The 24,143-nt window shown below is 43.3% G+C and carries 19 protein-coding genes and 2 tRNA genes; 13 read left to right on the forward strand and 8 right to left on the reverse strand.

The genetic code is table 11. From position 1 onward, the window contains the following. Nucleotides 1-281: 281 nt before the first annotated feature. Nucleotides 282-2,228 carry a protein phosphatase 2C domain-containing protein gene (locus NWP22_RS00795; RefSeq protein WP_280801400.1) on the forward strand — a complete coding sequence of 649 codons (1,947 nt, stop codon included), beginning with the start codon at nt 282-284 and terminating at the stop codon, nt 2,226-2,228. A gap of 199 nt (nt 2,229-2,427) precedes the next feature. Here NWP22_RS00795 and NWP22_RS00800 read toward each other — a convergent pair whose 3' ends face one another. The 3 genes from NWP22_RS00800 to NWP22_RS00810 all read right to left on the reverse strand — a co-directional run bounded on the left by NWP22_RS00800 (nt 2,428) and on the right by NWP22_RS00810 (nt 4,544). Further along, a complete protein-coding gene (locus NWP22_RS00800; protein WP_271732577.1) occupies nt 2,428-3,807 on the reverse strand; it encodes a PrsW family glutamic-type intramembrane protease in 1,380 nt (459 codons plus the stop codon). A gap of 497 nt (nt 3,808-4,304) precedes the next feature. Beyond that, nucleotides 4,305-4,376 (reverse strand) — tRNA-Thr (locus NWP22_RS00805). A gap of 82 nt (nt 4,377-4,458) precedes the next feature. Continuing rightward, a tRNA-Tyr gene (locus tag NWP22_RS00810) sits at nt 4,459-4,544 on the reverse strand. Between the two features lie 270 nt (nt 4,545-4,814). On the opposite strand from NWP22_RS00810, the gene grpE reads away from it, so the two are divergent. From grpE to NWP22_RS00845, 7 genes are all read left to right on the forward strand, one after another. Beyond that, nucleotides 4,815-5,555 (forward strand): nucleotide exchange factor GrpE, encoded by a 741-nt coding sequence (gene grpE, locus NWP22_RS00815; RefSeq protein WP_280801408.1) that lies wholly within the window; start codon nt 4,815-4,817, stop codon nt 5,553-5,555. 669 nt (nt 5,556-6,224) lie between these two features. Continuing rightward, entirely contained in the window at nt 6,225-7,352 is a 1,128-nt protein-coding gene (gene dnaJ / locus NWP22_RS00820; protein ID WP_271732579.1) for a molecular chaperone DnaJ, read from the forward strand. Then, on the forward strand, nt 7,352-7,612 hold the full coding sequence (locus tag NWP22_RS00825) for a sulfurtransferase TusA family protein (protein ID WP_271732580.1): 261 nt from the start codon (nt 7,352-7,354) through the stop codon (nt 7,610-7,612). Before dnaJ ends, NWP22_RS00825 begins: the two co-directional genes overlap by 1 nt. After that, a complete protein-coding gene (gene rsgA / locus NWP22_RS00830) occupies nt 7,609-8,691 on the forward strand; it encodes a small ribosomal subunit biogenesis GTPase RsgA (RefSeq protein ID WP_280801401.1) in 1,083 nt (360 codons plus the stop codon). The genes NWP22_RS00825 and rsgA overlap by 4 nt, the downstream gene beginning before the upstream one ends. A gap of 157 nt (nt 8,692-8,848) precedes the next feature. Continuing rightward, nucleotides 8,849-10,438: a glycoside hydrolase family 57 protein gene (locus NWP22_RS00835; protein ID WP_271732584.1), complete on the forward strand. Its 1,590-nt coding sequence runs from the start codon at nt 8,849-8,851 to the stop codon at nt 10,436-10,438. A 556-nt stretch (nt 10,439-10,994) separates the two neighbouring features. After that, complete coding sequence (locus NWP22_RS00840) at nt 10,995-11,381, forward strand: hypothetical protein (RefSeq protein ID WP_271732586.1); 387 nt, start codon at nt 10,995-10,997, stop codon at nt 11,379-11,381. After that, nucleotides 11,381-11,713, forward strand: a complete 333-nt coding sequence (locus NWP22_RS00845; protein WP_271732588.1) for a hypothetical protein — start codon at nt 11,381-11,383, stop codon at nt 11,711-11,713. Before NWP22_RS00840 ends, NWP22_RS00845 begins: the two co-directional genes overlap by 1 nt. Nucleotides 11,714-11,877: 164 nt before the next feature. Here NWP22_RS00845 and NWP22_RS00850 read toward each other — a convergent pair whose 3' ends face one another. Both NWP22_RS00850 and NWP22_RS00855 read right to left on the reverse strand, forming a co-directional pair. Continuing rightward, complete coding sequence (locus NWP22_RS00850) at nt 11,878-12,330, reverse strand: DUF3531 family protein (protein ID WP_280801402.1); 453 nt, start codon at nt 12,328-12,330, stop codon at nt 11,878-11,880. Nucleotides 12,331-12,431: 101 nt separating this feature from the next. Then, the gene (locus NWP22_RS00855) at nt 12,432-13,346 is read right to left on the reverse strand and encodes a Sll0314/Alr1548 family TPR repeat-containing protein (RefSeq protein WP_280801403.1); all 915 of its coding nucleotides are present in this window, start codon (nt 13,344-13,346) and stop codon (nt 12,432-12,434) included. A gap of 256 nt (nt 13,347-13,602) precedes the next feature. Between NWP22_RS00855 and NWP22_RS00860 the strand changes: the two genes are divergently transcribed. Next, entirely contained in the window at nt 13,603-14,277 is a 675-nt protein-coding gene (locus NWP22_RS00860; RefSeq protein ID WP_271732592.1) for an ABC transporter ATP-binding protein, read from the forward strand. 19 nt (nt 14,278-14,296) lie between these two features. Further along, entirely contained in the window at nt 14,297-15,034 is a 738-nt protein-coding gene (gene rsmG, locus NWP22_RS00865; RefSeq protein WP_280801404.1) for a 16S rRNA (guanine(527)-N(7))-methyltransferase RsmG, read from the forward strand. Nucleotides 15,035-15,036: 2 nt separating this feature from the next. On the opposite strand, the gene NWP22_RS00870 is transcribed toward rsmG, so the two are convergent. Together NWP22_RS00870 and NWP22_RS00875 are read right to left on the reverse strand one after the other, a co-directional pair. Beyond that, the gene (locus NWP22_RS00870) at nt 15,037-17,103 is read right to left on the reverse strand and encodes a S9 family peptidase (RefSeq protein ID WP_271732594.1); all 2,067 of its coding nucleotides are present in this window, start codon (nt 17,101-17,103) and stop codon (nt 15,037-15,039) included. Between the two features lie 28 nt (nt 17,104-17,131). Further along, nucleotides 17,132-17,815 carry a hypothetical protein gene (locus NWP22_RS00875; protein ID WP_271732596.1) on the reverse strand — a complete coding sequence of 228 codons (684 nt, stop codon included), beginning with the start codon at nt 17,813-17,815 and terminating at the stop codon, nt 17,132-17,134. A 124-nt stretch (nt 17,816-17,939) separates the two neighbouring features. On the opposite strand from NWP22_RS00875, the gene hemE reads away from it, so the two are divergent. The 3 genes from hemE (at nt 17,940) to NWP22_RS00890 (ending at nt 21,939) form a co-directional block, all read left to right on the forward strand. Beyond that, nucleotides 17,940-18,995, forward strand: a complete 1,056-nt coding sequence (gene hemE, locus NWP22_RS00880) for a uroporphyrinogen decarboxylase (RefSeq protein WP_271732598.1) — start codon at nt 17,940-17,942, stop codon at nt 18,993-18,995. A gap of 158 nt (nt 18,996-19,153) precedes the next feature. After that, a complete protein-coding gene (locus NWP22_RS00885; protein WP_271732599.1) occupies nt 19,154-20,113 on the forward strand; it encodes an NAD-dependent epimerase/dehydratase family protein in 960 nt (319 codons plus the stop codon). Between the two features lie 236 nt (nt 20,114-20,349). Next, the gene (locus NWP22_RS00890; RefSeq protein ID WP_280801405.1) at nt 20,350-21,939 is read left to right on the forward strand and encodes a B12-binding domain-containing radical SAM protein; all 1,590 of its coding nucleotides are present in this window, start codon (nt 20,350-20,352) and stop codon (nt 21,937-21,939) included. An 81-nt stretch (nt 21,940-22,020) separates the two neighbouring features. Here NWP22_RS00890 and NWP22_RS00895 read toward each other — a convergent pair whose 3' ends face one another. Then, nucleotides 22,021-24,081, reverse strand: coding sequence for a ribonuclease catalytic domain-containing protein (locus NWP22_RS00895; RefSeq protein WP_280801406.1), 2,061 nt, complete (start codon nt 24,079-24,081; stop codon nt 22,021-22,023). Between the last annotated feature and the right edge of the window lie 62 nt (nt 24,082-24,143).

The raw sequence follows: 24,143 nt of genomic DNA on the forward strand, positions 1-24,143 counted from the left end.
TCCTGTTCCCTGTTCCCTGTTCCCTGTTCCCTGTTCCCTGTTCCCTGTTCCCTGTTCCCTGTTCCCTGTTCCCTGTTCCCTGTTCCCTGTTCCCTGTTCCCTGTTCCCTGTTCCCTTTGTATTATGGCTGAGGCTACCCCCGGCTGTTTGGTTTGTAAACTTGATTTCGAGCTAAGGTATTAGTCAAATGCGTTCACTGTTGACAGTGCACTGTTAACTGAAAAATACAGCCAACCGTCAACTGTCAACCGTCAACCGTCACGCTGATCAGTCCCAACACTATGGAAAATGAAGCGGTAACGCTCTACTGCCCAAATCAAGATTGTCTGGCTCCTAACCCTTTAAATCACAAGTTCTGCCAGCAATGCTCCGCACCCCTCCCGAAACGATATCTGTGGGCTGTGGGGGATGTTCTGAATATGGGTAGCCCTGGAGATGTATTAGGCGATCGCTATTTAGTTATTCAAAATAATATCCTTTTAGATACAAAGCCAGGAATACTACCGCAAATGCCTGACTTAGGGAAGCTCCATGGGAGTTCTCTCGAGCAGATAAAAGTTTATTTGAGACTATTTCCCCATAGATTAAACATACCACAGATATATGGCATACTGCCTGGGTATGGAGCCGCTTCAGATAAGCCAATTTTACTTTTAGAACAGCCGCCTTTATACTCGGTTGATTCCCCACTCCAGGTGCAGCTATATCCCCAGTTAACCACAGCCTGGCATCAGGCTTCCTCTATGCGTCAACTTAACTGGTTATGGCAAATAGCCCATCTGTGGCAACCTTTCCACAGTCAGGGGGTAGCTAGTAGTTTAATAGATGCTGATGTCCTCCGAGTCGCTGGACCTTTAGTCCGCCTGTTGGAGTTGCGGTTTGATGCTCACAAATCCCCAGGTTTACGCCAATTAGGCAAATTTTGGCAACAACTACTGCCCCAATCCCTACCACCTGTAGCTGATTTTATTCGGGAGATTAGTAATTTTTTGATTGAGGGGAGGATTAGTTCCCCAGATGTCTTAATTGCAGTTTTAGATCAAGCTCTGACACAGTTGGGCGCATCACAAACCCTCACCGTCCAGGTGACCACTCTCACTGACACAGGCCCTAAACGTGAACGCAACGAAGACGCTTGCTACCCGAACAGCGGTACGGTGGTGACTATCCCCCCACAGGACTCTGCTTTAGCCATAGTCTGTGACGGCATCGGTGGACACCAAGGGGGGAATATTGCTTCTAACTTAGCCATTGAAAGCATCTCTCAACAGTTACAGGAGGTGACTGATTTAAAGGTTCGACTCCGCTCACCGACCACTGAAGATCCTCTCGAACCGTCCCGAATCTTAGCTATTCTGGATGATGCCGTGGCTGTGGCTAATGACAAAATTAGCGATCGCAATGACAGTGAACATCGTCAAGCCCGTCAACGTATGGGTACAACTCTGGTCATGGCTTTACCTGTGGGACATGAAATGTACCTTACTCATGTGGGGGATAGCCGTGCTTACTGGGTGACGCGAGAGGGTTGTTATCAAGTCACTTTAGATGATGATCTAGCTTCCCGCGAGGTGAGGTTGGGGTATGCTGTTTATCGTGAGGCTGTAGGGAACCGTGGGGCTGGTTCTTTGATACAAGCTCTGGGTATGAGTGGTAGTAGCTCATTACATCCTACTTCCCAGCGGTTTATTCTGGATGAAGAGGGGATTTTTTTACTGACTTCAGATGGACTGAGTGATTTTGACCGTGTAGAAGACTATTGGCAAACGGAAATTTTACCAATTTTGACTGGTGAAGATGATATTATTTCAGTAGCGAATAAATTGGTGGAACTTGCTAATACTAAAAATGGACATGATAATGTTACTTTGGCTTTAATACATTATAAAGTACAATGTTCTGATAGTTTGTCTGGCGTAGCCACACCAGATTTAACTTTAAAGGCAGTTATTCCGGATATTTCCTCTGTCTCGGCAGCAAGTTCTGGAACTCAGGAGTTACACCCCACTCTATTAGAGGGTAGCCATAACCAAAAAACTCAAGTAATATCTAAAATTCAGTCCAGTAGGCTTGCTAAATTACCTTTAAACCTACTTGTGCTGTCCTTGTTGCTGGTTTTAGCTGGTTTACTAGGATATTGGATGATGCAATCGAGATACCGATCTAATATTCCTACCCCTGAAACACCGCAAACTCCTAGTAATTCTCAACCTCCTCAAAGCCAGTAACCTCAAAGTGTAAAATTATCTTCCTAATTGGATCTGTGGTATGGTTAGTACCAAAGATTATTTAGGTGATTATTTATAGCCTTTTTCAGGCTCATGAAGTACACACCAATTCCCTATTCCCTATTCCCTGTTCGGTGTGTTCCCTGTTCCCTCCAACTAAAAAAAATTGTACCTCACGAGCATGGGAAATGCTATATTGTTATTTATCGCCAATAAAGCGGGTGGCAAAATTTTGCGATCGCGTTGGTGATAGTACCCGCGCTTTCAAAATCGCCGCCATCAAGAACGCATAAGACAATACCCCCACCACTACCAAAAATAAACCATTGATTGATCCTGTTGCATTCCACAAAGCATGAAGTGCAGATGCGCTTAGATAACCAATAGAGAGAATCTGCCAACTCATCCGGGGCTTGAGAACAGCCAACCCAATAAAATAGCCCAAGTAGCCACTATAAGCCATGTGTCCGGCTACGGAGCCTAAAATTCGCGGAATTAGTAGTTGAAACCCAGCTAATTGCCCAGCCGCCCCTATGCCCACCTGTTGAGCCACATTTTGGGTAATATCTGGTACATATTGTCCTAAAGTTTCCAGTAGGGTAAAACCCACAGCGGAGGCGGTTCCCAGGAGAATGCCATCTAAAGGTTCCCAAATACCAATGCGTTCTCGCCAAGGTGAGGGTAAGTTACGACCTATAAAATACGCGCTGATTAAAGGTAATGCTTTGAGCAATTCTTCCATCAACCCCGCACCGAAGAACATCCTGATCAGCAATTCTGTAAAGGTGATAGACTCTTGAGGAGAAGGTAAGTTACCTGGTAGAATCACCCGAAACACAAAGATAAATAAATCCAACAGGGGACTAAGTAAAATCAAGGTTGTCGTTAATGCAGTCCCCATTAGCACCCACCAAGACTTCTGTTTACCGCAAAGTTGGTAAACAAAATAGTAAGCAGCTGATGCTATGTAAGTGGCGACTATTACCTGATTAATCTGGGGCTGACCGACAGTGGCAAACATCATCACCACAAATATTACTGTCAATATTCCCGGTATTAGATAAGCTTTACGAGTTAAATCTTTACCTGTGGAAATAATCGGAAACAGTTGCGTAAAGCTAACTGAATCAGGTTGTTTTAAATATGTATGGGGGTGGCTTTTTGAAGCCGATGGTAGCGGTTTGACTACGTTGGTCATTACCGTAGGTTGAGAAATTAAGTCATACTCAAAAATAAATTCCGGACCATCAGAACCCAGGGAAATGCGATCGCCAGGGTGCAATTCTTGACACTCAGACAGGCGTTTGCCATTTAAAAAAGTCCCATTAGCACTATTTAAATCACAAATTACCCAGCTAAATTTGTGTTCTGGGGATGAGGAGAGGGGACGAACCACGGCATGACGACGAGATACCATCCGATACATCATGGCATCCAAGACAACTTGGCAGGTTGGGTCGCGTCCAATTACCGCCTCTTTACTGGTGAGCAGCGAATAGCGAGAACCTGCTGCGGGAGCTGCTGCATTACCAGACACTAGCCGCAGAAATGCATTATGTCTTGTGTTTTTGCCTGTCATTTAGTTAGGGTGTCTTTCCAAACAAATTCATAACAACTAATATGGCTTGAGAACTTAATCTCAGCGACGCTTACAGCAGCATTGCTAAATACACTATAGCTTTACTTACAGCTAAGAAACTTTAAAGCTGATTTAAGATTTAAAATTGCTTAACTCACTAGTACCAAGCATTCTAGCTAATCAAATTATTTTCTGTGCTGTATTTGTCAAATATATTATTTAAACTTTATCGATTCTATAGATTAGAAAATTCAATCCCCTCAAATCTTAGTAGTATTTAAAACATTTTTTTAATCGGATAATAATTGTTTGAGACTAACATTTTCTAACTTTATTCATGGAGCTACAAAGTTTTTTAGTTTGAGGGAACACACCGAATAGGGAATAGGGGATAGGGAACACACCGAACAGGGAACAGGGGAAAAAATGGGTGTGTACTTCAGCATGAAAAAGGCTTTATACCGCCTTTTGCTGAGGAATATTTTTGTTTAGATAAAAGCCCGTGACGAGGATTGAACTCGTGACCTCACCCTTACCAAGGGTGTGCTCTACCACTGAGCCACACGGGCAAAAAAATTGATTTTTGGTTTGAGAGCTATAAAACAGTGAAATTACCAGTCACTGAATAATTATAGCTCACAACTTGAGAAGTGGTGGGCCGGGCTGGATTTGAACCAGCGTAGGCGCTAGCCAACGGATTTACAGTCCGTCTCCATTAACCACTCGGACACCGACCCATTTGTCTCACGATTACTAACATTAGCACCGGCTTCGAGAAATTGCAAGGGGGTAACCAAAAATATTTGACTCATTGCTGAAAATTCTGGTATTCGTAACCTAACCCTCGTTCGGTATACCGCCCCCATGGTGTCTACCCTAACTTGTTCACCATTTGTCACAATAAAAAGACTGTTACATCAGTTCCAGGAAAATATCGGCCAAAAATTAGCCTCAGTTGTCAGCTGTGGTGACGCTATGCCATAAAAATAATTTGGGACGAGTAGACAATCATGGACGAAAATAAACAGGTAAACAATACAAGCCAGCAATTGGGTGAACCAATAGAGGTATCAATGACGAGTGACTCACCAGCCCCTACCAACCCTAACGTATCTGGCGCAGGGTGGTTTCCTGAGCAAGTGACAACACCAGATAAACTATCGGAAGATACAACCATTTCACCAGAAAATGGTGTTCCTGCCACTGATACAACTGAATTAGAAACCGCTGCTGTAGCGGAATTGACTCAACAAATTGAATCCCTCAAAGTGCAACTAGAAGAACGCGGTACTCAATATATGAGGATTGCCGCAGATTTTGAAAATTACCGCAAACGTACCAGCAAAGAAAAAGAAGAGCTGGATTTGCAAGTGAAGCGGAATACTATTTTGGAATTGCTCCCCATAGTTGATAATTTTGAGCGGGCGCGAGCGCACCTCAAGCCACAAACTGATGGTGAGATGACAATTCACAAAAGTTATCAAGGGGTTTATAAACAATTAGTAGAATCTCTCAAACGCCTGGGTGTATCACCAATGCGTCCAGAAGGGGAACAGTTTGACCCCAATGTCCATGAAGCGGTTATGCGGGAAGCAACGGATGAACATCCCGAAGGAACAGTTTTAGAAGAATTAGTACGTGGATACTACTTAGGCGATCGCGTGCTGCGCCATTCAATGGTCAAGGTCGCTGCGCCCAAGGAAGACACATCACCCGTACAACAAGATCAGTCTTCAGCTAAAAGTTAAACTGTAGTTACTGGTGTCGCATTTTAAGTTGGGGTATGACCAGTCATCCCCGGGCTGCATGTCCTTGTGGGTGGAGTGAATCTAAAATACTCATTGCCCTACCTAGGGCGGTAATAAGACCAATGTCAACTACCTACACTCGCCCTTCTGGGGAGTGTAGGCTTCTGGTAGATGGGGGGGTTATCATGGACTAGAGATCCCCAGAGTAGAATGTCAGCAAACAGCGGTGGGGGGTTTTCCGTACCTAATTGTGCGGCTAGCTCCTATAGTTGATCAGCAAAGGTTTACCCTGGGAAGTAGCACAATTGTACAAGAGACAGTTTATTGTCCAACTTTGGCTATTTGTGTGGTTTGCTTTTAATTTACTGCATCTTTTTATGAAAGGTAAAAGGTAAAATCGATAATATATTAATATGAATATTAATAAAAATTAACTTTTTATTTCTGCCTAGTTTCCGGCAAGCCGCCCTTCAAAGAACACTAAGTTATCCAAAGCAGTCACCTGAGGGAGTTTTTGCCCCCAGGACAACAACCGGAGTAAAGATTTTCCTGACTGGCATACTGTTACCAGTAGCGAGTCCTCCAGGATATGACTTACCCTAGGATAGCAAGTGTCTGTGGCGTTGATTGCCTTGTTGCTTTCTTCCTCCTAACTTTTACCTTTGCTATATGGCCCGCGACTATTATGAAATTCTGGGTGTCTCTCGTGACGCCGACAAAGAAGACATCAAACAAGCTTACCGCCGTTTAGCCCGGAAGTATCACCCAGATGTGAACAAAGAACCGGGAGCCGAAGATCGGTTTAAGGAAATTAACCGCGCTTATGAAGTGCTTTCTGAGCCGGAGATTCGAGAACGATATAACCGTTTTGGTGAAGCTGGTATTTCCGGTGGCGCAGGCGCAGGCTTCCAAGACATGGGCGATATGGGCGGCTTTGCCGATATCTTTGAAAGTATTTTCAGTGGCTTCGCTGGTGGCGGTATGGGCGGTCAAACGCAACGGCGGCGCAGCGGACCAGTACGGGGTGACGACTTAAGGTTAGACCTGAAGTTAGAGTTTCGCGAAGCTGTATTTGGTGGGGAAAAAGAAATTCGCATTTCCCATTTAGAGGTCTGTGGTGTCTGTAACGGTTCGGGTGCTAAACCAGGTACTCGCCCTCGTACCTGTTCCACTTGTGGCGGTTCGGGTCAAGTCCGGCGTGTGACTAGAACACCTTTTGGTAGCTTTACTCAAGTCTCAACTTGTCCTACCTGTAACGGTACGGGAACAGTGATTGAAGATAAATGTGATGCTTGTGATGGTAAAGGGACAAATCAAATACCCAAAAAACTAAAAATTACCATTCCCGCAGGGGTAGACAATGGCACCCGTTTACGGATCTCCCAAGAAGGGGATGCTGGTCAACGTGGCGGTCCGCCGGGGGATTTGTATGTCTACTTATTTGTGAATGAAGATGAATTATTCCAGCGGGATGGCATTAATATTCTCTCAGAAATTAAAATTAGCTACCTGCAAGCTATTTTAGGCTGCCGTTTGGAAGTAGAAACAGTAGAAGGCCCGGTGGAAATGGTTATCCCCGCCGGTACCCAGGCGAATACAGTCATGAAGCTGGAAAACCGGGGTGTACCTCGTTTGGGCAATCCTGTCAGTCGCGGAGACCACCTGCTGACGATCTTAATTGACATTCCTACCAAGGTGACCCCCGAAGAACGGGAATTACTCGAAAAGCTCGCTAAAATTAAGGGAGACAGGACTGGTAAAGGTGGTCAAGGCTTCTTGGGGAATCTGTTTAAGTAATGAAATCTTCTCACCTTTCAACTCCCGATGCTCAACTTGACCTGCGTGGTACTCCTTGTCCGATTAATTTTGTGCGCACAAAATTATTCTTGGAAAAAATGCCGCCGGGAGGTTTGCTAGAAGTATGGCTAGATTCTGGAGAACCTATTGAGCAAGTCCCTGATAGCTTGACTATGGCAGGTTATCAGGTTGAGCAAATTACAGATTGCATGGGCTATTTTTCTTTGTTGGTAAGCCGTCCCGCTGCTGCTGGCCCATGACAACAGTCAAAACTATGCCAACTAATGGGCAGTTACTCGGTACGGTGCTAGCCGTGCAAGCTAATTTTTATCGCGTGCGGCTGGATGTAGAAGTGGGGGTTCTGGATGATCTAGCACCCCCTATCCTGCTTTGTACCCGCAGAACTCGCTTGAAAAAAATTGGTCAACAGGTAATGGTGGGCGATCGCGTCATTATTTCTCAGCCAGATTGGTCTGGTGGTAGGGGCGCAGTTTCAGATGTTCTCCCCCGTGAAAGTCAATTAGACCGTCCAGCGATCGCCAATGTTGACCAAATCCTGCTAGCATTTGCGCTCACAGATCCACCTCTGGAGCCTTATCAACTAAGTCGGTTTCTGGTCAAGGCGGAATCTACTGATGTGGATGTGCTGTTATGTCTAAATAAAAGCGATTTAGTCTCGCCACAGGTACAACAGGAAATTAGCGATCGCCTGGAGGGTTGGGGGTATAAACCCCTATTTATCAGCGTCAAAAATGGTATTAATATTGACGAATTAACTAACTATCTGAATCATAAAATTACTGTCATTGCTGGGCCTTCTGGGGTGGGTAAATCCAGCCTGATTAATACCCTCATACCCACTCTTAACCTGCGAGTGGCAGAAGTTTCTGGTAAACTAGCACGTGGTCGCCATACAACGCGCCATACAGAATTATTTGAATTGCCAGGGGGTGGTCTACTCGCAGACACTCCCGGATTTAATCAACCGGATTTGGATTGTAGTCCACAAGAACTAGTATATTACTTCCCAGAAGCTAGAGAGCGGTTAGCAGTGTCTAGCTGTCGATTTAGTAACTGTTTGCATCGAGACGAGCCTGATTGCGTGGTGCAGGGTGACTGGGAAAGGTACGAACATTACTTAGAATTTTTAGAACAAGCGATCGCGCGTCAAACTCAGCTGCAACAACAAGCCGATCCTGAGTCAACACTGAAAATTAAAACCAAAGGTAAAGGTAAGCAGCAATATGAACCAAAGTTAGAGAGTAAAAAATATCGTCGCGTTTCCCGGAAGACACAGTTACAAGCATTAGAACAATTATATCAAGATGCGGAAGACTAACAGACTAAAGGGCGGTTTTTTCTCATTAGCCGTGAGCAAATATTGTGAAAGGTAAAGGTCAACAGAAAACTCAACTCACGATCCCATAAAGTCCTAAAATATTGTTAATTTCCCTCATCCCTCCTCCTTCAACTTACAGTAATACCCTTAAATAACTATGGCTATCGGCTACGTCGCCCTCGTACTTCACGCGCATCTACCCTTCGTTCGTCACCCAGAAAGTGACTATGTATTAGAAGAAGAATGGCTTTATGAAGCCATCACCGAAACATACATTCCTTTATTAAAAGTATTTGAGGGCTTAAAGAGAGACGGTATCGACTTTAAAATTACCATGAGTATGACACCGCCTCTGGTGTCCATGCTCCGTGACCCCCTACTGCAAGAACGCTATGACGCACACTTAGCCAAATTAGAAGAACTGACAGAACTAGAAGCGGAGCATAATATCAATAATGGCCATCTTCGTTACCTAGCTGAACACTACGCCACTGAGTTTAACGAAGCGCGTCAGGTATGGGAAAAGTACAATGGTGATTTGGTAACAGCATTTAAGCAATTCCAAGATACTAATAACCTAGAAATTATTACTTGTGGTGCTACCCACGGCTATCTACCACTGATGAAAATGTACCCCCAAGCGGTGTGGGCGCAAATTCAAGTAGCTTGTGAACACTATGAGCAAACCTTTGGCCAATCCCCCAGAGGTATTTGGTTACCAGAATGCGCTTACTATGAAGGTGTGGAGCGAATGCTGGCGGATGCTGGTTTACGCTATTTCCTCACGGATGGACATGGGATTTTATACGCCCGTCCCCGCCCCCGCTTTGGTACTTATGCGCCAATTTTTACAGAAACTGGTGTGGCGGCTTTTGGTCGAGACCATGAATCTTCTCAGCAGGTATGGTCATCTGAGGTGGGTTATCCGGGTGCAGCAGAATATCGGGAATTTTACAAGGATTTGGGCTGGGAAGCCGAATATGAGTACATTAAGCCCTATATTATGCCCAATGGTCAACGCAAAAATACCGGCATTAAGTATCATAAAATTACCGGGCGGGGTTTAGGTCTTTCCGACAAGGCACTTTATGATCCCTATTGGGCAAGGGAAAAAGCGGCAGAACACGCTGCGAACTTCATGTATAATCGTGAACGACAATCTGAGCATTTACACGGTATCATGGGTCGCCCGCCAATTATCGTTTCGCCCTATGATGCAGAGTTATTTGGCCACTGGTGGTATGAGGGACCCTGGTTTATTGATTACCTGTTCCGCAAGTCATGGTATGATCAACAAACTTATAAAATGACTCATCTAGCTGATTATTTACGCGCAGAACCCACTCAGCAGGTTTGTCGTCCTTCCCAGTCGAGTTGGGGTTATAAGGGTTTTCATGAGTATTGGTTAAATGAAACAAATGCTTGGATTTATCCACATTTACACAAAGCAACGGAACGGATGATTGAAATATCCCGCTTGGAAGCTGAAGACCAATTGCAAGAAAAGGCTCTCAACCAAGCTGCGCGGGAACTTTTACTAGCACAGTCTTCTGACTGGGCTTTTATTATGCGGACAGGAACTATGGTACCTTATGCTGTACGCAGAACGCGATCGCACTTGATGCGTTTTAATAAGCTCTATGAAGATGTGAAAATTGGTAAGGTTGATAGTGGTTGGTTAGAAAAGGTGGAATTAATGGATAATATTTTCCCTGACATCAACTATCGGGTTTACCGTCCTTTATAGGATAGCTGTTAAAACCCATTTCCCTGGCTTCTCACCAGAGGTTGGGGATTAGTGTTTTGAGTTTTTTGTGTTTCTTGACATCTCCCCCGGTTGAAACACAGGGGATTCTAAACTGATTACGATATGATTTACTTAATCTATTAAATAAATCACATTGTTTTGGGAGTGTCAAAGCTCCCCTACCCACCTTGGCTAAGGTTATATTTAGCTGTGTGGCTACTTAGGCAGAGCATCTTTTGGGTTTTTCACCATATTTATGGATGCTTTTTTGATTTTAACTGAACAGAAATGCTTTGTAAATGCCTGTCAAAGCTTTTTGTGTTAAGGATACGACAGGATAAATCCTTTTGAGTCACGTTTCATCCCCTCTCTAAAGAGTAGGGGTTCTCACGCTCCCACTATATTCTGATAGGGTTTTTGGTTCTGTATGCTCAGTGATCAAGCCTTTTTTATCCTAATGGAGTAGACACCAAGTTCCCTATTCCCTATTCGCGGCAATTTTTCCATCTTTAGGTTAAGTTTGAAGTAAGGTGATTTAATCCCAGGAGCTATTGCTATGGATGTGCTGATTGAATCTACAAGGGATTTTGAGCAGGATTTAGAGCAATTTAGTAATACAGAAAAATTTAAGATTATTAAAAAATTGAATAGCTATGTTGAGTTACTCTCAATAGACAAAAATCTGTTTTACAAACATAGCGCACAGTTAAGAAATATCAGACTCAAGGAAAATTATGATTCTTCTATCTATTCTCTGAGGATTAATGAAAATCTGAGAATTATTCTCACGATTGATGATGATCCTATTTTTGAGAGAACTGTAATCACTTTATTTAGAGCAGTTAAGGCTGAAGATGCAGCAAAAGCATATAATTCAGTTGCAGAAACTCTTTATCAAGATTTCACTATAGAGAATCCAGAGATTGAGGTTCCTACTTGCTAATGGTAAAAATTAAGCCCCTTTTAGATGAGTATGGTGTCATCCATGAAGCAATTAAGATTTTACCACAAGATTTGAAACTTGATTTTCTGGAAGCTTTGGCGGAATTGCAGGATAATGAGTGTCATAGAACCAGAAACTTTCCTAAAACCCGACTCCATAAAGTCACAGGCATTAAACAAGCTATATATAGAGCAGACATCGATAAAATATCAGGATGGCGCATCCATATTCAATATATTGAAGGAAAAATACATTTAAAAGACATCATCGAAGGTCAACAACATGATGATGTGATTAAAGTGATTAAGTCAAAGAAAGATAGGTACGAATAAACATTGTCAAACCCCTATAGCTTAAGCCATGCTACGCTGTTACAAACAAAAATACGTCCGCCATCCCGGATAAATCCTGCAGCTAATCAAACTGAATACTGGAATTTTGCCTAGTTTACTGATTTGAGAATCTCCGGGAATCTGGACAAGTTCAGGTGATAGAGTTAATTATCATACATGAAATGATTGGGGTTATCACTCTCCTCCACAGGCCAATCTTCATTTTCACCACCAATATATAAATCTTCTATGGTCACATATTCCTCATTTAACTGTTTGAGAGCGTTGATTAAAATGTCAAGAGCGATCGCATCTGCGGTTCCCATGTCAAACCAACAACGGGCCCATTGTCCTTCATACTCAAACTCGCCCATATTGTGCATGAGTGCCAATAAGCTTTTATCATACCCTTGGGAGTCATAATTCATATAGCTGATTTCCAGTCCTGTTTCTTGAACTTGGAGATTTTCGGCATTAAATGCGCCTAATTTTCCCAGATAGAACCAAGAGTTAAAAACTTCTTCTACGTATTGCTTTTCACCTTCAGATGGAACTGTACTGAACTTTAACCAAATCCACACATCAAAAGGGTTAATTTCACGGAACTGAATTTGCATCGCGGGGGAATATTTAGGTTACTTTCAAAATCAGCATATCAGGCTAGGGAGTGGGGAGACGCGACGAATCGCGCCTGTATATGATTATTCCGCATTTTCAGTTAATTATTCCAACTATTCAGGGTGTTAAAGGTGTTATTACGTTCCCGCTCTATTTGTTTGACCAAATCCGCTGGAAGTTGGGATCTTTTAGCCAAGGCTTTGTCGAAGTTAACTACAGCTTCTTGGATGATTGACTGACTTTTAAGTTGTTGTCCTTGTTCTCTGAGGATTTGAGCTTTGAGATAATACAATTCTGGATGTTCAGATGTAGTTTTTAAAGCACTGTTGACATATTCTAAAGCCTGAGAATACTGTTTTAAGTCCCGATAAGCAACGGCTATACCTCTATCCGCCAGGTATTTAGGTCCAGCATTCACCTTTAATCTAGCAATTGCATCATCGGGATTGGCGAAGGGTAAATTTACAGCTAGCATCAAGTCCATATAGCCTTTGAGTAAATTCAGTTCTGGATCTTGAGGGGCGATCGCCTCTGCCCTGTCTAAATATTGATATACTTGACGCAGGCGAGTTAAAGCTTGTGGCGCACCTCTGAGGGTACCTTCACGGGTAATAATTGTTGCTCCTTGAAAAAAGTGTCCCACAGCGGTGTATATATTCCCACGTAATTCGTCTGTAGCAATCAGTTTTTCTGCAGCTTCTAGGGTTTTCTGGCTATAAGTCTCCAGTTTGGCTAAATCTTTATTGGCGTAGGCTAAAGAGGCCTTCATGGCGTAAGCTAAAGGTTCGTTGGGTTCGGTGGATATCGCTTTTTCCAGGTAACTTTCGGCGGCTAGATAATCACCTTTTTGGAAAATTGCCTGAAAAGCGGCTTCTGTATTGTCTCCAATATTACGAGGTTCATTGGTTCGGAATGGGTCTCCGGCTAAAGAGGGATTAACCCATAAATTAAGTGCTATGACTGCTGTAAAGGTTGTCTGAGCTAACTTGGTGAGTTGAGAAAGGCGTTTATTCATGGTCACCCTAAAAAATAAATATTGTTAACATCGTGGCCAGTAATACTTAAAATCCCGAGAAAATTAACTATAATTCCTATCGCACTTCAACCTCAATATTGTACAAAGGTAGACTGTGGTTGTCATGGCTGGTTCCCGTTGTCCCTTGTCTTTTTTGCAGGTGAAGTCTGTCAGAGTCTAGAAAAGGAGAAGAGCGGTTAAGCTATGGAAAATTATCATCACGAGTGATTCGCCAACTTTTTATTAGTCCTGACAAATGCTCTATATTAGAAATCTCAGTTATCATCCTACAGCCAGCCCGGTGGCGATTCTGAAATCGATTAATCTAGAATTAGCACCCCAGCAGCTGGGTATGATTATTGGTCCGAGCGGTTCGGGTAAAAGTACTTTACTAGAAATTTTATCTGGACTAGCTGAACCAACTTCAGGGTCAGTTTTTTGGCGGGAACAAGAACTTATCCCCGAACAGCTACAACAGTTAGCTGGGTTAGTGTTTCAGTTCCCAGAGCGGCACTTTTGCGGTGGTACAATTTTAGAAGAATTGCGTTTAGGACATCCTGAATTAGGTTCACAGCGAGTTAGACAAGCATTAAGCGCCGTGGGGTTAGAGCATTTATCCCTTGGTGCAGCACCCCATGCTTTAAGTGGTGGACAGCAGCGGCGTTTGGCTTTGGCTGTGCAATTGATTCGTCAACCCAATATATTATTATTGGATGAACCCACAGCAGGTTTAGATTGGTCAATGCGTCAGCAATTAGTTAATTTATTAGCGAAACTCAAAGAAGATTGGATGCTGTTGATTGTCACCCATGATGCTGGGGATATGCTGGCGATCGCTGATCGTTGTTGGACACTGAACCACGGTGAACTACAGTCAGTAGAACCGGAGATCCTCAAAGCGAAAATTAAAGAAACCCAAACACCTGTATAAAACAGTTAAATACTGACTGATGACTAACTCATTGCCAGAAATGGCACATATATGGCAGCATACCCTGAATTGGCTACCCCAGGAAGAGCAGCAACACAAATTTCAGCAGTTGTATGAATTAATTATAGAAGGTAATCGGCAATTAAACTTAACTCGCATTACCGAACCACAAGAATTTTGGGAAAAACATCTTTGGGACTCACTACGAGGAATTGCACCACAAGGGGGATTGATTCCATCTGTTTTAGAAAATGCTTCTGTAATTGATATTGGTACAGGTGCGGGTTTTCCCGGTGTTCCCGTAGCAATTGCTCTGCCTAATTGTGAAATTACTCTGGTAGATTCAACCAGAAAGAAAGTTAATTTTATTGACGAGGTATTGACTAAATTAACTCTTAGCAATAGCAAAACTGTGGTTGGGAGGGCTGAGGAAATAGGTCATCATCCCCAGTACCGCAAAACCTACGATGTAGCTTTAATTAGGGCTGTTGGTAATGCGGCGGTTTGTGCGGAGTATACTCTACCATTACTTAAACAGGGTGGTTTGGCTGTAATTTATCGTGGTAATTGGACTGTAGAGGAAACTACAGCTTTGCAAAATGCTGTTAGCCAATTAGGTGGGGTAATTGAATTAGTTGATCAATTTACCACACCTTTAACTAACAGCATGCGTCATTGCTTATATTTGCGGAAAGTTGCAACTACCGCAGCTAGTTTTCCCCGCGCTGTTGGTATACCGACTCAAAAGCCCCTATGAGTTTATGCTAAACCCAATCTATCCAAAATAAAAGCGTCTTCAAAAGCTAGCTCTCGCAAGCTTTCATAACGTCCAGATGGTCCGCCATGTCCGGACTCCATGTTGGTTTTGAGCAACAGCAGATGATCATCTGTTTTCAGTTCCCGGAGTTTGGCTGTCCATTTGGCGGGTTCCCAATATTTGACCCGGGAATCATTTAAACCGGCGGTAATCAATGTATCTGGGTAATCTGTGGCGGCGACGTTATCATAGGGTGAGTAGGATTTCATGTAGTCATAATAAACTTTGTCGTTGGGATTTCCCCATTCTTCCCATTCCATTGCTGATAGGGGTAGGGAAGTATCTAAAATTGTGGTGACTACATCCACAAAGGGAACGTTAGCTACAACCACTTTAAACAAATCAGGACGCATATTCATTACTGCACCCATCAATAAACCCCCCGCACTACCCCCGGTAATTGCTAGGCGATCGCACCTTGTCCAACCTTGACTAATTAAATACTCTGCACAGGCAATAAAATCTGTAAAGGTGTTCTTTTTTTGTAAAAATTTGCCTTGTTCATACCACTTGCGCCCCATTTCTTCACCACCACGAATATGAGCAATGGCAAATACTACTCCCCGATCTAATAGTGTTAGTCTGGTGGATGAAAATGATGGGGGGTAAGAGGAACCATAGGCACCGTATCCTGTGAGTAACAAAGGGTTTTTACCATCTTTATTGGTTCCCCGTTTGTAAACAATGGAGATGGGGACTTTTGTCCCGTCCGTGGCGGTGGCCATGAGCCATTGACTTTCATATTGACTGGGGTTGTATCCTCCCAAAACTTCCGTCTGTTTTTTTAATTCCCGCTGATTTGTTTCCATGTTGTAATCAAAAACAGATTGGGGAGTAATTAAAGAAGTATAATTAAACCGCAGTACTTGAGTGTTAAATTCTGGGTTACTACCTTCAAAAAATTCATAGGTTGGTTCTGGGAAAATTATATTATTTTCCTCTCCTGTCGATAGGTTTTGTACCCTTGCAGTTTGCAATCCGCCTTTTCTTTCATAAATTACCAGGTGATTGGCAAACAGACTGACCCCTAATAATAGCACATCTTCTCTGTGGGGAATGATGGTTTCCCAATTTTCTAGGGATGGGTTATCTACAGGTGTTTTGACTAATTTAAAATTAGTGGCTGCGTCGTTGGTGACAATATAAAAGTTATTATTATGATGGTCTACATCATATTCTACTCCTGTAGTCCGGGGGCGAATGATCTGAAAATTACCATAAGGATTATTAGCATCTAAATAGTGAATTTCTGTGGTGATGCTACTTTGCATCACCATGAATATATATGATTGGCTGCGGGTTTTCTCAACGTGTAAATGATAGATATCATCTTTTTCTTCATATATCAATACATCTTCTTGCGGACAATTTCCTAATTTATGTTTTAGGAGTTGGTAGGGACGATTAGCATCATCAATTCTAGTGTAAAATGCTGTTTGATTATCGTTACTCCAGGCCAAGGAGAAATAAGTTTTGGGAATGGTTTCTGGATATAACTGATGTGTGTTGAGGTCAAGGAAACACAACAGATATTCCTCTGAGCCTGTAGTATCAAAAGAATAAGCTAATATTTGATGATTGGGGCTGATGGCAAATACACCTAAATCAAAAAAATCGTGACCTTGAGCTAATTCATTTTCATCTAAGAGGATTTCTTCTGGTGCTTCTAAACTACCTTTTTTCCGGCAATGAATGGGATAGGATTTACCGGCTTCAGTACGAGAATAATAATAATATTCATCTTTTCGGGATGGAAATGATAAATCTGTTTCTTTAATGCGGGAGAGCATTTCATTGTAAAGCTGGGTTTGCAGCGCTTCTGTATGCTGCATCATTGCTGCTGTATAGGCGTTTTCTGCTTCTAGATAGGGGATGAGTTGTGGGTGGTCTAGGTCACGCATCCAAAAGTATTTATCTAGACGGCGATCGCCATGCAATTCTAAAACCTGGGGGTGTTCCTCAGCAATGGGCGGTGTGACTATTTTGTTTAAAACTTGGTCTTTATTCATTAATGTTTAACCTATGGTCAAGTACTCACTAGCTATTCCTCAGGTAAGATGAGCTAGAAATTTTAGTTGGGCGATGAGAGTTTCTCTTTAAACTACATAAGCCAAGTGCTGGTATTACTCCGAGAATGATAGCTTTAAATGATTGTTCACTCCAATACAATATAGGAGTATGATGTATTTGGGGCATCAAATTTCGTACTAAGGAAAGAAACCCAGTAAAAAGACTGATACCTAAAAAGCATACAGAAGGCAGGAAAATCCATAACCAGGCTGGTTTGGCGTAGCGTCGCAACACTAACCATTGGCACAGTCCTAGCCAGATACCGCTGGAAATATAGAGAATTGTTGACAAAAGTCCTGTGATGGCAAACTCAGGAAAAATATATCTTACCCAGTTCATGGTAGCGGTGTAGGCAATCAACCAACCTGCACTGGTAGCTACTGTCCATAGCCTACCGGAAATATAGCTACCTAGAACAAGGGCTTGATCGGCGGCAAAAACTACTGCAAATATCATGCTGCTGAGTATTTTGACCCAAGGGAAAGAATCGGTAGCAGCTAAATTGCCCAGGATGATCCCTTCTAAAGCTATGCTGGCTATGGTAGCTACAAACCATCCGCAGATAGTGATCAAGGTAAACTGAAGAAAAAACTTGCGTCTTTCCAGTGGGGGTATTAAGAAATTTTTCGAGTGGGGGGGTAGATGCAACATGGATTGAATGATGAAAGTACAGCATTAACTGTTATGCTGAGAGGTCACCCTCTGGAAAAAGCTTATCTAGTGAATGATAAGCTAAACAGTGGCATAAAAATAATCACTTAGGAAGAAGTGTTAAATGGGTGTTTCGTTAACGGCTCCTCATCTCCTCCGAGCTGCGCGTGGTGAAGTAGTAGATCGTCCTCCCGTCTGGATGATGCGACAAGCAGGACGATATATGAAAGCATATCGAGATTTAAGGGAAAAATATCCTTCTTTCCGCGATCGCTCGGAAATTCCCGAAGTGGCGATCGAAGTTTCCTTACAACCTTGGAAAGCATTCCGCCCAGATGGGGTAATTTTATTTTCGGATATTGTTACCCCTTTACCTGGTTTAGGTATTGAAATGGATATTGCAGAGGGTAAGGGTCCAATTATTCATTCCCCCCTACGGAGCCAAGCACAAATTGATCAGCTGCGTCCCCTAGAACCAGAAGTATGTCTACCCTTTATTAAGACTATCTTGCAAGCTTTACGTCAGGAAGTGGGTAATCAGTCTACGGTTTTAGGCTTTGTGGGCGCACCGTGGACATTAGCAGCTTATGCGGTGGAGGGTAAGGGTTCTAAAACCTACTCCGTAATTAAAAATATGGCCTTCTCAGACCCGACTATGTTGCATCAGCTGTTGGCTAAATTGGCCGATGCGATCGCTGTTTACACTCGCTATCAAATTGATTGCGGCGCTCAAGTGGTGCAGATGTTCGACTCTTGGGCCGGTCAACTCAGTCCCCAAGATTATGATACCTTTGCTCTCCCCTATCAGCAACGGGTGTTTGAGCAAGTTAAACAAACTCATCCTGATACACCGTTAATTTTGTTAGTTAGCGGTAGTGCGGGGGTGTTGGAAAGAATGCCAAAATCAGGTGCTGATATTGTCACCGTAGATTGGGCTGTGGATATGGCCGAAGCTCGGGCGAGATTGGGTAAACAGGTCAAGGTTCAGGGAAATCTTGACCCCGGTGTTTTATTTGGTTCTCAGGATTTCATCCGCGATCGCATTATTGATACAGTGCGTAAGGCTGGTAATTGGGGTCATATCCTCAATCTCGGTCATGGTGTGCTACCAGAAACACCAGAGGAAAATGTGGCTTTCTTCTTTGAAACAGCAAAGCAACTCAAAGCTGTAGGAGTTTAGTTGTATTTCCTCAATCGGTTGTGGGGTGGGCATCTTGCCCGCCCTTATTATATTATACCCCCAACAAATCTTGTTGAGTGGGCATCTTGCCTGCCCCATGATATAGTTTAAGTATTAATTTAAGTATTAATTTAAGTATTAATTTATCAGAAAATACCATGCAAGAAAAACGGATTTTAGTCACTGGTGCCAGTGGTTGTATAGGTCATTATATCACAGAAGCTTTAATTGAAAATACCAGTCACGAGTTATATTTACTGGTGAGAAACCCGGCAAAATTACAAGTTGATACTCAAGTGCGATCGGGTATCAATGTGATTGAGGGTGATATGCAAAAACTTGACTTATTGGCTGATTTGTTACCCACAATTGATACCGCAGTCCTGACCGCTACCGCTTGGGGAGGTGAGCAGACCTTTGATGTGAATGTCTCTAAGACCCTAGAGTTAATCAAAATGCTCGACCCCCAACGCTGTGAACAGGTAATTTATTTTTCCACAGCTAGTGTGTTAGACCGTCATAACCAACCCCTCCCGGAAGCGGGGGAAATTGGTACTGACTATATTCGTTCTAAATATGATTGTCTGCAAAAGATGTCCCAGCTAGAAATCGCCGGGAAAATTACTAAGGTTTTCCCTACCTTAGTTTTGGGTGGGGATGAGACTAAGCCCTATTCCCATCTAACAGGGGGGATTGCAGAAGTCACTAAATATATTAACCTAATTCGCTTTTTGCAGGTAGATGGCAGTTTTCATTTTATCCATGGTCAAGATATTGCCACCGTGGTAGAGTATCTAATAGATTCCCCCCCCCAGGCAAATCAAACCCGTCAATTTGTTTTAGGACAACCAGCTTTAACAGCTAACCAAGCAGTGGCGGATGTCTGCGCCTATCTCAATAAAAAAATTTACTTTCGTATTCCTCTATCTTTGGCTTTAGCTAATTTAATTATTACTATATTTCGTATTCAAATGGCGGATTGGGATAGATTCTGTATGAACTATCGTCATTTTAGTTATGAAAATGTGATTAATCCTGGTATTTGGGGTTTGCCAAACTACTGTGCAACCATGAGGGATGTTTTAAGAATTAGCGGTGTCAAGGAGGGGAAAGTATGAAGGGTTTAGTTTTAACCGTGGTGGTCTGGGTGTTAATCTCAACTGTTAAAGGAACAAAAATTAATTGAGGAGGCTGAAAAATATCACCTGCCACTTTCTATAAATCACTAATTGATCTGTGTTAACCTGTTACCAAAAGTTGTGTTTTGAACTCGCTGATATTCCTATTCCGTGGGGAATTGCTCCGATTTAAGTTACAGTTGGGATAACTATCACAGTGTGAGGATTAATACTATATGCGAATCTTACTGGTATATCCAATATTTCCCAAAACCTTTTGGTCTTACGAAAAAATCTTGGCATTAGTCGATCGCAAAGTTTTATTACCACCTTTGGGTTTAGTAACAGTGGCGGCAATTTTACCCCAAGAATGGGAGTTTAAGCTAGTTGATCGCAATATTCGCCCGGTGACAGCAGCAGAATGGGATTGGGCGGATGTGGTAATTTTCTCGGCCATGATTGTCCAAAAGCAAGATTTATTAGGGCAAATTCAAGAAGCAAAACAACGTGGTAAGTTAGTGGCTGTGGGTGGTCCTTATCCCACTTCTGTACCCCACGAGGTACAAAATGTCGGTGCTGATTTTCTGATTCTCGATGAAGGGGAAATCACCCTACCCATGTTTATTGATGCTATTCAACGGGGTGAAACTTCTGGAGTTTTCCGCGCCACAGAAAAGCCAGATGTCACAACTACGCCCATCCCGCGGTTTGATTTACTAGAATTGGATGCCTATGATATGATGTCGGTGCAGTTTTCCCGTGGGTGTCCCTTCCAGTGCGAATTCTGCGACATTATTGTACTCTATGGCCGTAAACCCCGCACGAAAACCCCAGCCCAACTATTAGCAGAGTTAGATTACCTCTATAAGTTGGGTTGGCGGCGGGGTGTGTTTATGGTAGATGATAACTTTATCGGTAATAAGCGTAATGTCAAATTGTTACTCAAAGAGTTAAAAGTCTGGATGGCTGAACATCAGTATCCTTTCCGCTTTGACACTGAGGCTTCTGTGGATTTGGCACAAGATCCAGAAATGCTGGAGTTGATGGTGGAGTCTGGTTTCTCGGCGGTGTTCTTGGGGATTGAAACCCCAGATGAGGAGAGTCTGCAATTAACTAAGAAGTTTCAAAATACTCGCGGTTCCCTAGCTGATGCTGTGCAAACTATTATTAAGGCTGGACTGCGGCCTATGGCTGGGTTTATTATTGGCTTTGATGGCGAAAAAGCCGGCGCTGGCGATCGCATTGTCAGATTTGCCGAACAAGCGGCGATTCCCTCTACTACCTTCGCCATGTTACAAGCGCTACCCAATACAGCATTGTGGCATCGTCTCACAAAAGAAGGACGACTACGGGAAAATCAAGATGGTAACATCAACCAAACCACATTAATGAATTTCATCCCTACCCGTCCTCTGGAAGATATTGCCAGGGAATATATTGACGCGTTCTGTACTTTATATGACCCGATTAAATACTTAGACCGCACCTATCGCTGTTTCTTGATGATGGGTTTACCAAAATGGAAAGCCCCAGCTAAGATGCCAGAATGGGTAGTTGTGAAAGCGTTACTCATTGTCATTTGGCGACAGGGGATTAAACGGGAAACTCGTTGGAAATTCTGGCATCATTTATTTAGTATCCTCAAACGTAATCCGGGAGTTTTAGAACACTATATCTCTGCGTGTGCCCACAACGAGCATTTTCTAGAGTATCGCCAAATTGTCCGCGACCAGATAGAAAGTCAGTTGGCTGCGTATTTAGCACAAGGGAAAGAGGAACCTTATGTATTAGTAGAAGAGAAAAAAGCTGAGGCGGTGGCTAGTTAGGAGATATCTCCCCAGGTAATGTAGAGACTCACTATCGCCAGTCTCTACATTACCGATGATTTTCCCCAGGACTCACACAAGTTAAGTTGATCCTGAATGACTTTCTTGATAGATGATTTCTTGAAACTGAATCATATCTTTTTGCGGGTCTGCATGAGCAACTTTTACTAATAGCTGTTCGCCTAATCCCACGGAACGTTTAAAGAACATGGGGAACTGTAGCCCTAGGTCTTCTAATAAGATTAGTCCTAAGTTGCTATCTTCTCGTAGCCACATTAACAGTGTCACATCCCACACTTTATCTGGATGACGGCGCAAATATTCTAAAGACCAATATCTATTAGTTTGCCGTTCTACCATTGTCACTTCTTGGGTGGTAGATGTGACTGTCATCATCACTTCTTTGAGCTGTTCGGCGGAAAAAGGCGGAACATCACCGCGCAAATGGGCTTTGAGTTGAAAGTGAGTCAATAAGTCACTGTAGCGCCGGATGGGAGAGGTTGCTTGAGTGTAGGTATTTAAACCCAAACCAGCATGACGTACAGGGGTGATACTCATTTCACTCTTGGGCATACAACGGCGCATGGCGCAGGCGCGGACAAATCCGGCGGGGAGTAACAGCAGCTCCTCGTCTGGGGGTAATTCTGGTTGTGGTTGACCACGAAATGGCAAAGGTATATTGTGAAGTTGACCGTAACGGGCGGCTACTTCACCAGCCAAAATCATCATTTCTGCTACCAACTGCCGCGATGAGGAATCATCTAAAATATCAATGTCGATCTGATCGTTTTTAACTTTGATCATAGCCTCGGGCATACTGATGCTGATGGCTCCTTGATTATACCGCCAAGATTTGCGCCGTTTTGCCCAGTTGGCGATCGCCTCAATTTCAGGTTCTGCTTGCACTCCCAATTCCAGCATCTCATCTACATCTTCGTAGGTGAGGCGATAGGTAGGTTTAATCAAGCTCGGATGAATAGTATAATCTTCTACCCCCCCTGTTTGATCTAATACCACCCCAAAGCTCAAGGCGCAACATATCTTTCCCTGTACCAAGCTCATGGGGCCTGTTGCCAACAATTCTGGGAACATGGGAACCATACCCGTCGGCAAATAAACTGTACTTCCCCGTTTTCTGGCTTCCAGGTCTAATTCATCTTCTGGCGCTAACCAGCGGGTGGGGTCAGCAATATGCACCCACAATCGTTCCCGCCCTTCTGGAAGTAGTTCCCAACTTAAACCATCGTCTATCTCCGTCGTGCTTTCATCATCAATTGTGTATACCTTTAAACCAGACAGATCTAGGCGATTTGTATCTAAGTCAGTAGGGGGGGAATCTAAGCGTTGTTGCGCCACTTCTAATACCTTGCTAGGAAACTGAACCGGAATTGCGGAACGACGCACAAACAAGTTTTCATGAGCATCCCACCAACCCAAATCTATTAACAATTGCAAGGCTGCTGGGGGGGTAGCAGTACGACCGAGCATATTCATTGTTTCTAACACTGGAGCTGGGGGAGGATATGATCGGGCTAGGTTATCATAATTTACTCCTAACCGCACAACATCCGCCAGCAGAGCCGCGTATTTTTCCAGTGCTTCTAATCGCTGGCGGTCATGACGTTGCCAATCCACTGTTTCACCCCGCAGGGCTTGCTCTACACGAGCCAAAAATTCCTGCTGTCCCCTGGCTTTAAGTGCCTTAATTTCGATTTGGTGTTTTAGCTCTGCTACCTGAACAGCCGTTCGTGGTTCATAAGCGTCTCCCTTTTGCTTGAAATACAGTTTATCTTCTGATAACAAACAATGGGCGGCATAACAAGCAGCTGGTTCTGATTCGGAAAACAGCAGGTTGGCCATTTGCGCTGGTGTGACTGTTTCCCCATCTTCTACCAGTAATTCCCAAGCTACTTCTAAACTAGAGGGATCTATGTAAGGTTCAACTTGCCCTTGAAAACTCTCTATATCCGAGGACTTATAGGTTTGTCCGTTAACTATATAACTAATTTGTCTGGGGGCGAGGCTGTGGGATTGACCACGTTCATCGATCACAAACCAACGGGTCTTACCGTCCGGGCGTTCTACTACACCCAAACGGCGATCGCCTTGAACCCTAAATTCAACTAGCGTACCCTTCTCCACAACTCTCGCTATTTATTGGTGAACATTTTTAATAGTTTCAAGTTCTGAGTTAGGAGTTTTGA

It is taken from the genome of Anabaenopsis tanganyikae CS-531 (assembly GCF_029891675.1).
Taxonomy (GTDB): Bacteria; Cyanobacteriota; Cyanobacteriia; order Cyanobacteriales; family Nostocaceae; genus Anabaenopsis; species Anabaenopsis arnoldii.

Bases quoted from the DNA above. Each gene is read 5' to 3' on its own strand.
- NWP22_RS00875 (WP_271732596.1), bottom strand. From the start codon at position 17,815: ATGTTGCATCTACCCCCCCACTCGAAAAATTTCTTAATACCCCCACTG.
- hemE (WP_271732598.1), top strand. From the start codon at position 17,940: ATGGGTGTTTCGTTAACGGCTCCTCATCTCCTCCGAGCTGCGCGTGGT.
- rsgA (WP_280801401.1), top strand. From the start codon at position 7,609: ATGACAACAGTCAAAACTATGCCAACTAATGGGCAGTTACTCGGTACG.
- NWP22_RS00855 (WP_280801403.1), bottom strand. From the start codon at position 13,346: ATGAATAAACGCCTTTCTCAACTCACCAAGTTAGCTCAGACAACCTTT.
- NWP22_RS00860 (WP_271732592.1), top strand. From the start codon at position 13,603: ATGCTCTATATTAGAAATCTCAGTTATCATCCTACAGCCAGCCCGGTG.
- NWP22_RS00825 (WP_271732580.1), top strand. From the start codon at position 7,352: ATGAAATCTTCTCACCTTTCAACTCCCGATGCTCAACTTGACCTGCGT.
- NWP22_RS00890 (WP_280801405.1), top strand. From the start codon at position 20,350: ATGCGAATCTTACTGGTATATCCAATATTTCCCAAAACCTTTTGGTCT.
- NWP22_RS00845 (WP_271732588.1), top strand. From the start codon at position 11,381: ATGGTAAAAATTAAGCCCCTTTTAGATGAGTATGGTGTCATCCATGAA.
- NWP22_RS00870 (WP_271732594.1), bottom strand. From the start codon at position 17,103: ATGAATAAAGACCAAGTTTTAAACAAAATAGTCACACCGCCCATTGCT.
- NWP22_RS00800 (WP_271732577.1), bottom strand. From the start codon at position 3,807: ATGACAGGCAAAAACACAAGACATAATGCATTTCTGCGGCTAGTGTCT.
- rsmG (WP_280801404.1), top strand. From the start codon at position 14,297: ATGACTAACTCATTGCCAGAAATGGCACATATATGGCAGCATACCCTG.
- dnaJ (WP_271732579.1), top strand. From the start codon at position 6,225: ATGGCCCGCGACTATTATGAAATTCTGGGTGTCTCTCGTGACGCCGAC.
- NWP22_RS00850 (WP_280801402.1), bottom strand. From the start codon at position 12,330: ATGCAAATTCAGTTCCGTGAAATTAACCCTTTTGATGTGTGGATTTGG.
- NWP22_RS00835 (WP_271732584.1), top strand. From the start codon at position 8,849: ATGGCTATCGGCTACGTCGCCCTCGTACTTCACGCGCATCTACCCTTC.
- NWP22_RS00885 (WP_271732599.1), top strand. From the start codon at position 19,154: ATGCAAGAAAAACGGATTTTAGTCACTGGTGCCAGTGGTTGTATAGGT.
- NWP22_RS00840 (WP_271732586.1), top strand. From the start codon at position 10,995: ATGGATGTGCTGATTGAATCTACAAGGGATTTTGAGCAGGATTTAGAG.
- NWP22_RS00795 (WP_280801400.1), top strand. From the start codon at position 282: ATGGAAAATGAAGCGGTAACGCTCTACTGCCCAAATCAAGATTGTCTG.